Here is a 14,801-nt window from a genome sequence, read left to right on the forward strand (position 1 = left end):
GGCGCGGGTCCACGAAATGGTCCGTGAAACACCCATCCGTACAACCGACTTGGAAACGGGAGACATTCCGATGGCCGATTACATCGTCAACGACGAGAAGACCGGCGCCGCCGCCACGCAGACCATGAACGAGTACGAGATCGCGGTCGCCCAGCTCAACAAGATCAAGGCCGATCTGGACGCGCTCACCGCAGACGGCTACAACACCCCGTCGGCGAGGAACGACTTCCAGCCCTTCGTGCAGGAGTACACGGACAACTACGGCAAGGTCACCGAAGGCCTCACGGGCATCTCCGAGTACATCAAGAAGTACGGCGAGGGCATGACCCAGTTCGACTCCGAGATGGGTTCCAGCCTCCGCAAGTGATCCCGCGCGGACGTCGGCCGGGCCGGCTCCCTCTCCGGTCCGGCCCGGCCGGCATTCCCGCACCACTGGCAACCCCTGATGACCCCCGTGCCCAAGGAGCACTGACGATGCGTCTGACCGTCACCGCCGTCGACCCGGAGCAGGGCCGGACCGCGGACATCATGATCGAGGCCGACCCCGAGGCCCCCGCGGGCGAGCTTGCCGAGCAACTGCACCGGCGGCTGCGCGGCGGCATCCCGAAAGCGCCGCCCGTCCTGTACCACGGGTCCACCCCGCTCCCCGCCGACCGGCCGATGGCCGCCGCCGCCCTGCGCTCCGGCAGCCTGCTGTCCCTGGATTCCCCCGCACCCGAGGCGGGCCCGGAGCCGGATGGCGTGGTGGAGCTGCGCGGCGTCGGCGGCTCCGACGCGGGAGCGGTGTTCCGGCTGCCGCCCGGTGACTACGAGATCGGCTCCGCCGCGTCCTGCCGCATCCAGCTGCGTGCCGAAGGGCTCGCGAAGACCGCGGCGCGCCTGAAGGTGCACGCCGATTCCACCGCGACCGTACGTTCCGTCGACCAGGACGGCGTCACACGGGACGGCACCGAGGTGCGGGACTGGACCACATGGCCGCTCGGCGGCGTCCTCGCCGTCGGCCCGGCCCTGCTCGAACTGGCCGCGCCCTCCGTGCCCGACGCCGCCCTCCAGCCCTCCGACGACGGCGTCGGGCTCGACTACAACCGGCCGCCCCGGCTGCTGCCCCCGCCCGTCAACAACCGCTTCCAGCTCCCCGTGCCGCCCGGCAGACCCACCCGCAACAAGCTTCAACTCATGCTGATATTCGCACCATTGATGATGGCCGGCGTGTCGTTCGTCATCTTCAACAACCCCAGATTCCTGGTCTTCGGCTTCCTCTCCCCGGTCGTCGCCCTCCTCTCCCAGTTCTCCAACAAGCGCCGGGGCAAGGAGAGTTACGAGGATCAGCTCAAGGAGTACGAAGAGAAGAAGGCCGCACTGGAACAGGACGTGGACGAGGCGGTTCTCGCCGAACAGCACGCCCGGCGCCTCGCCGCCTCGGACCCGGCGTCGGCCCTACTGATCGCCACCGGCCCGCGTCAGCGGCTGTGGGAGCGTCGTTGGCGCGACGGCGACTTCCTGCTGATGCGGCTCGGTGTCGCCGACCGCCCCGCCTACGTGGAGCTACAGGACCCCGCCGAGCCGGAACACCGCCGCAGGGTCGACCGCACCACGCACGCCGTGCCCGTGACCGTGCCGCTGCGCACCGCCGGCGTGATGGGCGTCGCCGGCGGTGCCACCGCCGAGCCGCTGGTGCGCTGGCTGATCGCCCAGGCCGCCGTCCTGCACAGCCCCTCCGACCTGCGGATCTGTGTACTGTCCGGCACCAGTGGCGCGGACCGCTGGTCCTGGGTGCACTGGTTGCCGCACTGCGCGCCCCTCGGCGAGGACACCATCTCCCTGGTCGGCGCGAGCGCCGAGTCCGTGGGCCGCCGCATCGCCGAACTCACCGCCGTGATCGCCGCCCGGCAGGCGGCCGGCGACCGGGCACCACGCGGCGGCGCCGCGGGCGAACCCGACGTCCTGGTCGTCCTCGACGGCGCCCGGAGACTGCGCTCCCTGCCCGGCGTCATCCAGATCCTCCGCGACGGACCGGCCGTCGGCGTGTACGCGCTGTGCGTGGACGACGAGGCCCGGCTGCTGCCCGAGGAGTGCCGCGCCGTGGCCGTGGCCGGGCCGAAGTGGCTGCGTGCCGAGCAGGACAGCGCCGACCCCGTCGACGAGGTCCGCATGGACGCGCCGACCGGCTCCTGGTGCGTTGGCGTGGCCCGCGCGCTCGCGCCGATCCGCGACGTGGGCGACGACGCGGATGAGAACCTGCTGCCCGCCTCCGCCCGGCTCCTGGACGTACTCGGTCTCGAACCGCCCACCCCCGACGCCGTCGCCGCGCGCTGGGTGATCGCCGCCCGCAGCACCCGCGCCGTGCTCGGAGAGGGTGTGGACGGTCCGTTCGCCGTCGACCTGGCCGCCGACGGGCCGCACGGTCTGATCGCGGGCACCACCGGATCCGGCAAGTCCGAACTGCTCCAGTCCCTCGTGGCGAGCCTCGCCGTCGCCAACCGGCCGGACGAGCTGAACTTCGTGCTCGTCGACTACAAGGGCGGCAGCGCCTTCGCCGAGTGCGAGGAGCTGCCGCACACCGTCGGCATGGTCACCGACCTGGACACCCACCTCGTGGAACGGGCCCTGGTGTCCCTCGGCGCCGAGCTGAAGCGGCGCGAGCACATCCTCGCGGAGGCCGGGGCCAAGGACATCGACGACTACACCGACAAGCGCACCCGCCATCCCGAGCTCGCCGCCATGGCCCGGCTCGTCCTCGTCATCGACGAGTTCGCGTCGATGGTGCGGGAACTCCCCGACTTCGTCTCCGGGCTCGTCAACATCGCCCAGCGGGGCCGCTCCCTCGGTATCCACCTGATCCTCGCCACCCAGCGGCCCTCCGGCGCGGTCACCGCCGACATCCGCGCCAACACCAACCTGCGGATCGCGCTGCGCACCACCGACACCGGCGAGAGCCGCGACATCATAGACGCCCCCGACTCCGGGCAGCTCTCGCCCCGCACCCCCGGCCGCGCCCATGCCAGGCTCGGCCACGCGGCGCTGCTGCCGTTCCAGACGGGCCGGATCGGTGGCCGCCGCCCCGACGCGTCGGCCACGGACGAGGACCGCCCGGCGCCGGTGCTCACCGAACTCCACTGGGAGGCCCTCGGCGCCCCGATGCCGAGGCTCCAGGCCCAGGAGGACACCTTCCAGCCGGTCACCGACCTGTCGGTCCTGGTCGGCGCGGTACGCGACGCGGCCACCCAGCTCTCCGTACCCCCCGCCCGCCGCCCCTGGCTGCCCCCGCTGCCCGGCATCCTCACCCTCGCCGACCTGCCGGCGCGGCCCGAGGCGGCCGAGGACGGGCGGCTCACCCCGGTGGCGTACGGCCTCGTGGACGTGCCCACCGAGCAGGCGCAGCGTCAACTCGTCCTCGACCTGGACGAGATGGGCCATCTGTACATCATCGGCTCGCCGCGCAGCGGCCGTTCCCAGGCGCTGCGGACCCTCGCCGCCGCACTCGCCGGCGCGCACGGCTGCGCCGATGTCCACCTGTACGGACTCGACTGCGGCAACGGCGCCCTCCAGGCCCTCGGCGGGCTGCCGCACTGCGGTGCCGTGGTGGACCGGGGGCAGGTCGAGCGGGTGGCCCGCCTCCTGAACCGCCTGGTCGCCGAGGTCGGGCGGCGCCGTGAACTCCTCGGCAGGCGGGGCGTCGCCGACCTCACCGAGCTTCGCCGCGTCCTGCCCGGGCCGGTGCGGCCCCCGCACGTCCTGCTGCTCGTCGACCGGTTCGAGGCGTTCGAGCGGGACTTCGCCAACTACGACCAGGGCAGCCTGATGGACGCCATGACCCTGCTGATGCGCGAGGGCGCGAGTGTCGGTCTGCACCTGGTCCTGACCGGTGACCGCATCCTCGGCCAGAACCGGTTCTCCTCCACCACCGAGGACAAGCTGGTCCTGCGCCTCAACGACCGCACCGACTACTCCATGGTGGGCCTCCGCTCCCGCGACGTCCCCGAGGACCTCCCGGCCGGTCGCGGTGTTCTCGCCAAGGACACCAACAGCGCTCAGATCGCGTTGATCCCCGGCAGCGACGGCAGCGACGGCAGCGACGGCAGCGACGGCAGCGACGGCAGCGCCCGCACCGACGCCACCGGCGCGGGCCAGGCCCAGGCACTCGGCGTACTCGCCGAACGGGTCAGGGAACGCGACGCCGACGTGCTCGCCGAGCGCAGGCCGTTCCGCGTGGATGTCCTGCCCGACGAGCTGGACTTCGCGGACGCCCTCGCCCGCAGGCCGCACACCGTCTCCCCGCTGTGGGCGATGATCGGCGTCGGAGGCGACGAACTAGCCGCCATCGGCACCGACTTGTCGCAGGTGCCGTCCTTCGTGGTCGCCGGTCCGCCGAGGTCGGGCCGCAGCACGGTGCTGCTCACCATGGCGAAGTCGCTGACCGCGTCCGGCACGAAGATCGTGGTCATCGCGCCGCGCAACTCGCCGCTGCGCCACCTCGCCGGACAGCCCGGTGTCGTGGAGGTCTTCACCGACGCCGATGTCGCGGTCGCCGACTTCCGCGCCGCACTCGGCAAGGTGGACAGCCCCGCCGGAGCCATCCTGGTCGACGATGCCGAAATGATGATCAACTCCGAGCTCGACACCGACTTCGTCGCGCTCGCCCGTGGCAGCGCCGGGGACGGCTGGGGCCTGATCATGGCCGGCAACAACGAGGCGCTGCTCGGCGGCATCGGCGGCTGGCAGGCCGCCGTACGCCGCAACCGCTGCGGCGCCCTGCTCGCGCCCCGCCTGATGGGCGACGGAGAACTCGTCGGCGCCCGTCTGCCACGCGGCCTGATGGGACAGGACAGCGAACCCGGCCGCGCCCACCTGCAACTCGGCGACGGCCGCTTCACCACGGTCCGCGTGCCCGCGACGACGGTGGACTGACCGACCGCACGGCGCACGGCACCACCGCGCACCGCACCACAGAGCAGGGCCCGGCCTCCACTCCCGTCCGGCCACCGGGGGAGCGGAGGCCTTCCGGCCTCCGGCACACGCGAAGAAGAGGGCTCGGCCGTTCCTCCCAGGAACGGCCGGGCCCTCCGCGAGGCCGGCGTCGATCAGGTGGTCGCCGCGCCGGCGGCCAACGGCTCCTTCTCGCCGAAGGCGAACGTCGACGTGATGGCGTCGAAGAGGTCGTACAGCGGCTCGGCGAGCGGGATGTTCGGGCTGAAGCAGGTGATGACCAGGACCCGCTCGCCACCGGGAACCGGCACGAACGTGTGCGTCATCACCATCTTGTACGAGACACCGTCGGCGATCTCCGTCTCCTCGATGCCGGCCATCCGGCCGACCGGACCGACACCGGGCAGCGTCGCCGTCGTGAGGGTCCGGGTGGTGTTCTCGCGGCGCCGCCCGGTCGCCGAGAACTGCTCGGCGATGCCCTTGGCGGAGAAGTCCTCACCGGGCGGCGGCTTCACGCTGAACACCATGAGCCCGGCCATCAGCAGACCGTCCTCGTACATGGCGGTGGTGCCTGCCGCGTAGACGGCGCCGCGCCTGCGGGCGCCCTCCATGATGCGCCGCGCGCTGCGGAACGTGTGGTTGACGGCGTCCCGGGTCTCCTTCTGCGGAGCGTGCCGCAGCATCTCGGCGCGGCGCTCGGCGAGCGTGTCGCCGTGCAGGTCGTACTCCGTCCAGTTCTCCGGGATGGCGATCCCGAAGGTGTGCGAACCAGTGGTCATGGGACCGTGCTCCTCAGTTCGTTTCGGGCCGGGCTCGTTTCCGGCCGGGCCGACGGGGGGATCGATGAGGCCGTCGTCCTAGGACGGCCGGGCGGCTTTCCCGGCGGGCGGTGCATCGTCGCCGCCGCCCTTGCCGCCGCCTTCCTTCAGCGAGGAGCCCATCTTGGTGTCGAACTCCTCGAAAGCCTTCACGATGGCCGCGCAGGCGTCCTTGAGGTCCTTGCTGTTCCGCTTGACCTGCACGCGCCCGTCCTTCCACGCGTCGTCGAAGTTGGTTCCGGGGCGCACCAGTGGCGGGCCGACGTCCTCGGGGTCGTAGCCCGAGGGCCGGGTGTCGATGAGATCCATCACCCGGCCCAGAAGTTCACCGAGACGCTGCACCTCGTCTCCCGGCATCTCGATCTCGGCCAAGGCTCCTCCCTCGTACGCGTCGTCCGGCGGGTATGTCCCGCCCCGCTCCAGGAACGACCGTGGACGCGGGACGGTTCAACGGCCCGCCGGATCAGGGGCGTACGGGAGGCGGAGCCGCAGGGAGGGTCACGCGGCCTCGCGGACGAGCTTGCCGTCGGGTGCCACGGCGAACCACTCGCCGTCCAGGCCTTGCCCGTTGACGTCACCGGGCGCCGTGTCACCGACGTAGTAGTACAGCGGCCAGTCCCCGTACGTCACGTGGACCGCACCCCCCGACTGCTTCGCCTCGCGCAGCAGCGACCTCCTGACGCCCTGGCCGGCGGTGGCGGGGGCGGGGCTGGTCAGCGCGGGCCATACGGCGATGCACTCCGCGTCGCAGTTGCTCGCGGCGTCCTTGTCCTTGGTGAAGGCGTACAGGGTGCGGCCCTTGCCGTCGACCAGGATGGAGCCGAGCCCGACGTCCGCCACGGTGACCTCGGTGCCGGGCGTGGTCCTGGCCGGCCTCCTGCCGCCGCTGGTGTCGCCGTCGCTCCCGGTACCGCAGGCGACAAGTCCCAGGGCCAGGGGGATCGCGAAAAGAGCATTGCGTGCACGCATGGTGATGACCTCTCTCGTACGTCGTGAAACGCGACGGGGTGAGTGCCCCGTGCCCACACGTGCTGCCTGCCCTCCGGGTTCAGCGCGCGCCGCCCCTTGAGCCCTCCGGCCCCCGACGACGCGGATCGCGGGCGCGTTGAACCGCTCGGGCTGTCCGTCCGTTCGTCGACGCGAAGGGCCCGAACGCAAGCCCCACTCCCGGAAGGACGAAAGTCATGCGCAGGCTCACTGTTGCGGCGGCCGCCGCCGTGCTCGTCGCCGGTCTCACCGGTTTCGCAGGTACGACCCCGGCGTCGGCCGAGGACGGCCCCGACGCCGGGGGTTCCCGTGGCGCCGGAGTCTCACCCGCCACCACCGAAGCGGCGCAGGCACCGGCCGTCTCCCTGGTCGCCCGGCTCACCGGCGACCAGGACGGGCCCACCGCGGGCGACCAGGACGGCAAGGCCGTCGCGCTCGTCAAGGTCAAGGGCGACCGCGTCACCTTCGCCCTCACCTGGAACAGCATCGGCAGGCCGACCCGCGGCCACCTCCACCGGGGCCGGCCCGGCAGCGACGGCGGGGTGAGGGCCGAGCTGTTCGGCACGGCCATGCCCGCCTCGGTGAACTCCGCCGCCGGGCAGACCTCGATGTCCTCCGCCGCGCTCGCCCGACAGCTGCGCACCGATCCTGGCGGCTTCTACGTCGACCTGCACTCCGAGGAGTTCCCCGGCGGCGCGGTGCGCGGCCGGCTCCGGATCCTGGAGAAGCCGGTGAACCCGCTCAGCATCATCAGGGGAGGAAAGCTGCGCGCGCTCGCGGACGGTGGTCAGGAAGTCCCGGGCGACGACCCCGGCAAGGCGGGCGACCCGGACGGGCACAGCACCACGTTCCTGCACCCGAGGACGGGCCGCGTCGACTACTCCATGGCGTGGGTGAACATCGGGGCGCCGCTGGCCGGACATATCCATGAGGGGGTGCTCGGCGAGAACGGCGACGTACGGCTCCCGCTGTTCGTCACTCCCGTACCCAAGAACGTCTTCGCGATCTCCGGCAGCGTCAGCGTCCCCGACGCCGAGGTCATCGCACGCCTCAAGGGGAGCCCGACCGGCTTCTACTCGAACGTGCACACCCGCGAGTTCCCCGACGGCGCCGTACGAGGGCAGTTGTTCCGCTGACGCTCACCGGCAGGAGGTCGACGGAGGTTTCGCGGGTGGCCTGTGGGCAATCTTGATTGCCCCGGCCCCTGGTGACACCCTGCTTCCGTGCGGATCAAGCTGCCCTTCCCCAACTCCCTTCTGCTCTGGGGGATTCTGCCCGTGACACTCGGGCTGGTCGTGTTCCTGGGCGTCATGACGTTCGGCGCCGGCAGGGCCGCCACGGTGTCCGGCGCACCCGCCGACGACAAGTACGTGGACATCGGGACCGTTCTGCCGACGCGGGCGCCCGCAGCCGGACCCGACGCGTCCACCGGCTCGTACACCGTCGACTGCGGGCGCAACGAACAGGGCCACTACAACATGGACAACGTCGTGATCTCCCCGGGTGTCGTGAACGGCGCCCACCACACCCACGACTACGTCGGCAATCTCTCCACCGACGCACTGTCCACCGACCGGAGTCTGGCCGCCGCCGACACCACCTGCGCGGGCGGCGACCGGTCCACGTACTACTGGCCGGTGCTGCGCCGCCTCGACCGCACCGGTGACGCCCACAAGGCCGGCGTCGGCGCCCACGGCAACACCGGCGAGGTCGTCACCGCCTCCTCGGTGAGGGTGGAGTTCCGCGGCAACCCGGTCAGCTCGGTCGTCGGCATGCCCCGCTTCATGCGGCTGATCACGGGCGACCCGGTCGCGGCCACCACGGACAGAGCGAACGTCCGTGCCCAGTGGGGCTGTTCCGGCTACCCGGACCGGTTCACCCAGAACTACGCGCGCTGCCCGCAAGGCAGCGGACCGACCCGCACCCTGGACTTCCCGAGCTGCTGGAACGGCCTCGCCACCGACAGCCCCGACCACCGCGCGCACGCACAGTTCCCCGCCGCCGACGGAACCTGCCCGCGGGCCACGTTCCCCGTGCCGCAACTGCGCGTCACCCTCACCTATGAACTCCCGGAGGGCACACCGTTCGCCGTCGACTCCTTCCCGGAGCAGCTGCGCGATCCGATCACCGACCACGCGATGTTCGTGAACGTGATGACCGGGGACCGCATGGCGGAGCTGGTGCGCTGCATCAACGAGGACCGGCAGTGCAAGTCCGGGTGAACGGGCCCTCGCACGACCCCCGACCGGTCTGTGATTCAGCTCACATCCGCCCCGGATTGAACCGGCCCGGCCCGCCGTCCGTGTTCAGCGCATCGGCCCAGGAGAGGACGGAGAGAATGGATGGCGGCATTGTGGTCCCGCAGTCGGCAGAGACAGGACACCGGTGACGAGGCACTGATCCGGTCCCTCTACGAGGAACACGGCAGAGCCCTGCTCGCGTACGCACAACGCCTGACCGGCGATCGCAGCGCCGCCGAGGACGTGGTCCAGGAAACCCTGATCCGGGCCTGGAAACACCCGGACGCGCTGGTCAACGGCAAGGGCTCGGTGCGCGGCTGGCTGCTCACCGTGGCCCGCAACATCATCACGGACCGGTACCGGGCCAAGGCCGCGCGCCCCACGGAGGTCGCCGAGTCGGTGACCACCCAGCCCGTCGAGCAGGACCACGCGGACGCCGTGGTCGACTCGATGGTCGTCATGGAGGCGCTCGACCGGCTCTCCCCGGACCACCGGGACGTGCTCATGGAAATCTACTTCCAGGGCAGGAGCGTAGCCGAGGCGGCGAACAGACTCGGGATACCACCCGGGACGGTCAAGTCCCGGTCACACTATGCGTTGAAGGCCCTGCGGGACATGTACGCGGACAGACCGAAGGCAGTGAAGCTGGTGGCGTTGAAGGGGGTGGCGGTGTGAGCACCAAGGAACATGACAGCGAACTGCTCGGCGCCTACGTCCTCGGCGCGCTCGATGAGCAGGAGGTGCGAACCGTCGACGAACACATGGCGTCGTGCCAGAAGTGCCGCGACGAACTGGACGGGCTGCGGGACATGGAGTCCGCGCTCGGCGAAGTGCCCCCGGAGGCGTTCCTCGACGGGCCTCCGGAAGGCGGTGACCTGCTGCTCCAGCGCACGCTGAGGCAGGTCCGCAGCGAACGCGCCGGGCAGACGCTGCGGCGAAGAGCGGTCCTGGGCGCGGTCGCGGCGGTCGCGGCGGCAGCCGTCCTCGGCGGCGGCGTCCTGATCGGCCAGAACACCGGCGGACGTACCCACGAGGCGACACCCCCGGCCCCTTCGGTCGCGGCGACCGTGCCACCGGCTCAGCCGGGCGGCATGAAGGTCGTCGAGGGCCGCAGTGCCTCGACCGGCAGCGAGATGAGGCTCCGGGTGACCCCGGCCGTCGACTGGATCCGCCTCAACGTCTCGGCCATGGGCATCCCGGCGGGCGAGCGCTGCCGCGTGGTGGTCGTCGCGAAGGACGGCAGCCGCGAGATCGCGGGCAGCTGGCTCGTCGCCGACGAGAAGAAGGGGGCCAACCTCGACGGCTCGGCGGCCGTCCCCATGGACGACGTGGACAAGGTCGTGATCGAGAACGACAAGGGCAAGGAGTACGTGTCCGTCGATGTCTGAACCCCGCGGGCCCGGACGCGGACCGCGACCTGCCCGGTGGCGTACGGACCGGTGCGGCGAACAGATCAGTGAGGCCGTTCCCCATCGGAACGGCCTCACTGATGGCGGCGCCTGCGATCACGATCCGCCCGGCACGCCCCGGTCGTACCCGGCATTGTCCGGTTCGAGGAGCGGAGGCTCGTCCGTCATGCGGGCGGGGGCCATGACGCGCAGGGCGTGGTAGCCGATGAGGACGGTCAGCGTCCCCAACGCGATGCCGCTGAGCTGGAAGTTGTCCGTGAGCTTCAGGCTCACATTGCCGATGCCGACGATGAGACCCGCGGCCACCGGCACCAGGTGCAGGGGGTTGGAGAGGTCGACCCGGGAACGGACCCAGATCTGGGCGCCCAGCAGGCCGATCATGCCGTAGAGGATGACCGTGATGCCGCCGAGGACACCGCCGGGAATGGCGGCCACGACGGCACCGAACTTGGGGCAGAGCCCGAAGAGGATCGCGAAGCCCGCCGCGCACCAGTAGGCAGCGGTCGAATAGACACGGGTGGCGGCCATGACACCGATGTTCTCGGCGTACGTGGTGGTCGCGGGGCCGCCCACGGACGTCGACAGCACGGTCGCCGCGCCGTCGGCCATGATCGCCGTACCGAGCCGGTCGTCGAGCGGCTCGCCCGTCATCTCGCCGACCGCCTTGACGTGTCCCGCGTTCTCGGCGACGAGGGCGATGACGACGGGCAGGGCGACCAGGACGGCGGAGAGCGAGAAGCTCGGGGCATGGAAATCGGGAAGGCCGATCCAGTCCGCCTTGGACACGCCCGAGAGGTCCAGGCGCCAGTGGTCGACCGACTCGGCGCCGCCCGCGGGGGAGTGGATCTTGCCGAACACGCGGTCGAAGACCCATGAGGCGGCGTACCCGAAGGCCAGCCCGAGGAAGATCGCGATACGGGACCAGAAACCGCGCAGCACGACCAGGGCGAAACCCGTGAACAGCATGGTCAGAAGCGCTGTCCACTGGTCCTGGGGCCAGTAGGTGCCGGCGGTGACCGGCGCCAGGTTGAACCCGATCAGCATGACCACCGCACCTGTGACCACCGGAGGCAGTACCGCGTGGATGATGCGGGCCCCGAGAGCCCGGACGACCGCACCGCACAGGAAGAGGACCGCGCCGACGACCAGCAGGGCGCCGGTGAGGGTCGCCGCGTCACCCCCCTGAGTGCTGATGACGGCGGCGACACCGATGAACGAGAGGCTGCTGCCCAGGTAGCTCGGGATATGACCCCGGGTGATCAGCAGGAAGAGAATGGTGGCCACGCCGGAGGCCATCACGGCGAGGTTGGGGTCGAGCCCCATCAGGACGGGGGCGACGAAGCAGGCTCCGATCATGGAGACCACGTGCTGCGCGCCGAGACCGACCGTGCGCCCCCAGGTGAGCCGCTCGTCCGGCCTCACGACCTCACCCGGTGCGAGGCTCTTGCCGTCGCCGTGCAGCTTCCAGCCGAAGCCCGCCATGGTCTTGCTCCTCGATGTGTTGCTGGGGTGGTGCTGCGATCCGCCGGCCGGGCCGGGGCCCGATGGCTGCTCGATGACTAGCGGAACACGCAGTTCCGGCGCATGCCGACAGGACGGGCCATGAGGGTGGGGATCCGGCCCGCGTCGTCGTGCTCTGCGGCCCTGAGGGCTGCGTCGCCGCCGCGGAAATGAGCAGCGTCATGGTAATGCCCGGCCGCGGAGTGTTCGCGGCCGGGCCGGGCTTCCTGAGCACGGACGGCGCAGGTGAGGCGGGGTACCGGCCGTCCGCCGGTGCGAGGGGTCAGGGACGCGGCTCGGCGGCCGCCGGGTTCGGGGCGCCCGCGTCCGAGGCCGGCACCGGCCTGCGGTCGCCCGCCCGCAGCACCCCCGCCCCCAGCACCAGGCCGAACGCCAGCACCGTCACCAGGCTGAACGACACGACCAGCGAGGTCGCCTCCGCCAGCGAGCCGATCGCGGACGGGGCGATCAGCCCGGAGGTGTACGTGATGGTGGCGACGCCCGCGATCGCCTGGCTCGGGTTCGGACCGCTGCGTCCGGCCGCCGCGAAGGCGAGCGGTACGACCACGGCCACACCGAGGCCGAGGAGCCCGAAGCCGCACATCGCCAGGACCGCGTCGGGCGAGGTGACCACGAGCAGCCCCCCGGCCGTCGCGAGAACCCCGCCGAACCGTACGGTCCGTACCGCTCCGAAGCGGTCGACCACCTTGTCACCGGCGATCCGGGCGACCGCCATGGTCAGCGCGAACGCCGTCGTGGACGCCGCGGCGAGTCCCGCGGAGGTGTCCATGATGTCCCGCAGATACACCGCCGACCAGTCCAGACTGGCGCCCTCCGCGAACACCGCGCAGAAGCCCACCGCGCCGATGATCAGCGCCGACTTCGGCGGCAGCGTGAAGCGCGGCGGCGGCTCCTCGTCCGGTTCGCTGCGCAGATCCAGTACGCCCCGGCAGGCGATCAGGCCGAGCGCGGTGAGCACGAGGGCGGCCAGCGTGTGGTGCAGCCTGGCGTCGGCGCCCAGATGCGCGGCCACCGTGCCCGCCGCCGAACCGATCAGGGCGCCCACGCTCCACATCCCGTGCAGCCCGGACATGATCGACTTGTCGAGACGGTTCTCCACGTCGACGCCGAGGGCGTTCATCGCCACGTCCGACATGCCGGCCGTGGCCCCGTACACGAAGAGCGCGGCGCACAGCGTCAGCAGATTGGGTGCCAGCGCGGGCAGGACCAGCGCCAGTGTCCACAGGGCGAGCAGTCCGCGCAGCGCGGTCCTGGCGCCGAAGCGATGGCTGATCGCGCCGGCCAGTGGCATCGCGAGCGAGGCGCCGATCGCCGGGAAGGCGAGGGCCAGACCGAGCTGGCCCGCGCTGACCCCGGCGTGGTCCTGGATCCAGGGCACCCGGGTGGCGAAGCTGCCGGTCACCGCGCCGTGCACGGTGAAGACCGCGGCGACGGCGAACCTGGCCCGCCTCACCTGCGCCATGCCGAAGCCCGCCTCTGCGCGATCCGCTGTCATACCGCCGTGCCCTCCCTGGGAAATTCTCCCGGAAACCGCCGTCTCCGGCGGCCCCGGTGCCCGTCTCCACGGTGCGCGCCGTAAACTATCAGGAACCCTGCCTGATAAATAGTGTGTCTGTACGTCCGGTACGTCAGCGATCTGGAAGGATCCCGGCATGCCCGCATCACCGAGCACCGCACGGGCCATCAACGACCGGCTCGCCCTGCGACTGCTCCAGCAGGACGGCCCGCTGACGGCCACCCAGTTGAAGACCCTCACCGGCCTCTCCCGGCCCACCGTCGCCGACCTCGTCGACCGGCTCCAGGGAGCCGGTCTGATCAGGGTCGTCGGCGAGACCGGTGCCGAGCGCCGCGGCCCCAACGCCCGGCTGTACGGGATCGCCGCCGACCGCGCCCATCTCGCCGCGCTCGACGTTCGCACCCGCAGCGTCGCCGTGGTCGTCGCCGATCTCATCGGCACCACGCTCGCCGAGGCCACCCTGCCCATCGGCAGCGACACCGACACCGAGGCCGCCGCCGAACGGGCCGCCGCGCTCCTGGAGCGCACCGCGCGCGAGGCCGGTGCCGGCCCGCTGCACAGTGTCGGCATCGGCGCGCCCGGGCTGATCGACCCGGTCACCGGCGAGCTGCGCGACACCAGCGGGCTGCCCGCCTGGCACCGGCGGCTGGTGCGGGTGCTCCAGCAGCGGCTGCCCGCGACCGTGCTGGTCGAGAACGAGACCAACCTCGCCGCTGTCGCCGAACACCGCGGCGGAGCGGCCACCGATCGCGACACCTTCGTGCTCTTCTGGCTCGGCCACGGCGTCGGCGCCGCCGTCATGCTGGACGGGAAGCTCCGCCGGGGAGCCTCCGGCGGAGCGGGCGAGATCGGCTTCCTGCCGGTTCCGGGCACGGCCGGTACGCCGTCGGCGCTCAACTGCGACGGCGGCTTCCACTCCCTGGTCGGCTCCGTCCCGGTCATCGAGCTGGCCGCCGCCCACGGCATCGACGTGCCCCCGGGCACGGCCGAGGGCGACAAGGAACCCGGCGCGGCGTCGGCCGTGCGGGCCGCGCTGGCCGGGGAGGGGGACCACGAGGCGTTCCTGGACGCCCTCGCCGAACGCCTGGCGCTGGGCGCCGCCGCCATCGCCTCGGTCCTCGACCCGGGCTGTGTGCTGCTGGCGGGCGAGGTCGGCCACGCGGGCGGAGCCGCGCTCGCGGCACGGGTCGAGGAACGGCTGACCCTGATGTCACCGCTGCGCACCGAGGTCAGGGCCGGACGGCTGGGCGGCTCGGCGGTGCTCCGCGGCGCGCTGCTCGCCGCCCGGGAAGCGGCCCAGGACGAGCTGTTCACACCGGCCGGTTAGGGCGTGTCCGGCGGATCACGGCCAGGGGCGCGGCGGGACAGGACCCGGACAGCCGGG

General features: G+C 71.9%; 12 protein-coding genes. 7 read left to right on the forward strand and 5 right to left on the reverse strand.

Annotated features, from left to right (window positions below; all coding sequences use genetic code 11):
* The first annotated feature begins 70 nt into the window (after positions 1 to 70).
* Together ACFVH0_RS27005 and ACFVH0_RS27010 are read left to right on the forward strand one after the other, a co-directional pair.
* Positions 71 to 367 (forward strand): WXG100 family type VII secretion target, encoded by a 297-nt coding sequence (locus ACFVH0_RS27005; RefSeq protein WP_266735754.1) that lies wholly within the window; start codon positions 71 to 73, stop codon positions 365 to 367.
* 107 nt (positions 368 to 474) lie between these two features.
* On the forward strand, positions 475 to 4,908 hold the full coding sequence (locus tag ACFVH0_RS27010; protein ID WP_385824222.1) for an FtsK/SpoIIIE domain-containing protein: 4,434 nt from the start codon (positions 475 to 477) through the stop codon (positions 4,906 to 4,908).
* A 173-nt stretch (positions 4,909 to 5,081) separates the two neighbouring features.
* Here the strand turns inward: ACFVH0_RS27010 and ACFVH0_RS27015 are convergent, their stop codons facing one another.
* From ACFVH0_RS27015 to ACFVH0_RS27025, 3 genes are all read right to left on the reverse strand, one after another.
* Positions 5,082 to 5,705, reverse strand: coding sequence for a hypothetical protein (locus ACFVH0_RS27015; RefSeq protein WP_385824224.1), 624 nt, complete (start codon positions 5,703 to 5,705; stop codon positions 5,082 to 5,084).
* Positions 5,706 to 5,783: 78 nt separating this feature from the next.
* Positions 5,784 to 6,116: a hypothetical protein gene (locus ACFVH0_RS27020; protein WP_385824226.1), complete on the reverse strand. Its 333-nt coding sequence runs from the start codon at positions 6,114 to 6,116 to the stop codon at positions 5,784 to 5,786.
* Between the two features lie 126 nt (positions 6,117 to 6,242).
* Positions 6,243 to 6,713, reverse strand: a complete 471-nt coding sequence (locus ACFVH0_RS27025; protein ID WP_385824228.1) for a hypothetical protein — start codon at positions 6,711 to 6,713, stop codon at positions 6,243 to 6,245.
* A 215-nt stretch (positions 6,714 to 6,928) separates the two neighbouring features.
* Between ACFVH0_RS27025 and ACFVH0_RS27030 the strand changes: the two genes are divergently transcribed.
* The 4 genes from ACFVH0_RS27030 (at position 6,929) to ACFVH0_RS27045 (ending at position 10,359) form a co-directional block, all read left to right on the forward strand.
* Positions 6,929 to 7,867: a CHRD domain-containing protein gene (locus tag ACFVH0_RS27030; protein WP_385824230.1), complete on the forward strand. Its 939-nt coding sequence runs from the start codon at positions 6,929 to 6,931 to the stop codon at positions 7,865 to 7,867.
* A gap of 87 nt (positions 7,868 to 7,954) precedes the next feature.
* Positions 7,955 to 8,953, forward strand: coding sequence for a DUF1996 domain-containing protein (locus ACFVH0_RS27035; protein ID WP_385824232.1), 999 nt, complete (start codon positions 7,955 to 7,957; stop codon positions 8,951 to 8,953).
* A gap of 120 nt (positions 8,954 to 9,073) precedes the next feature.
* The gene (locus ACFVH0_RS27040) at positions 9,074 to 9,646 is read left to right on the forward strand and encodes a sigma-70 family RNA polymerase sigma factor (protein WP_072489594.1); all 573 of its coding nucleotides are present in this window, start codon (positions 9,074 to 9,076) and stop codon (positions 9,644 to 9,646) included.
* Positions 9,643 to 10,359 carry a zf-HC2 domain-containing protein gene (locus tag ACFVH0_RS27045; protein ID WP_385824234.1) on the forward strand — a complete coding sequence of 239 codons (717 nt, stop codon included), beginning with the start codon at positions 9,643 to 9,645 and terminating at the stop codon, positions 10,357 to 10,359. The genes ACFVH0_RS27040 and ACFVH0_RS27045 overlap by 4 nt, the downstream gene beginning before the upstream one ends.
* A 117-nt stretch (positions 10,360 to 10,476) precedes the next feature.
* On the opposite strand, the gene ACFVH0_RS27050 is transcribed toward ACFVH0_RS27045, so the two are convergent.
* Complete coding sequence (locus ACFVH0_RS27050; protein ID WP_385824236.1) at positions 10,477 to 11,862, reverse strand: uracil-xanthine permease family protein; 1,386 nt, start codon at positions 11,860 to 11,862, stop codon at positions 10,477 to 10,479.
* Between the two features lie 301 nt (positions 11,863 to 12,163).
* Complete coding sequence (locus ACFVH0_RS27055) at positions 12,164 to 13,396, reverse strand: MFS transporter (RefSeq protein WP_385824238.1); 1,233 nt, start codon at positions 13,394 to 13,396, stop codon at positions 12,164 to 12,166.
* Positions 13,397 to 13,553: 157 nt separating this feature from the next.
* Between ACFVH0_RS27055 and ACFVH0_RS27060 the strand changes: the two genes are divergently transcribed.
* Complete coding sequence (locus ACFVH0_RS27060) at positions 13,554 to 14,744, forward strand: ROK family protein (protein ID WP_385824240.1); 1,191 nt, start codon at positions 13,554 to 13,556, stop codon at positions 14,742 to 14,744.
* Positions 14,745 to 14,801: the final 57 nt, after the last annotated feature.

This window comes from Streptomyces sp. NPDC127117, from assembly GCF_042677325.1.
GTDB lineage: Bacteria > Actinomycetota > Actinomycetes > Streptomycetales > Streptomycetaceae > Streptomyces.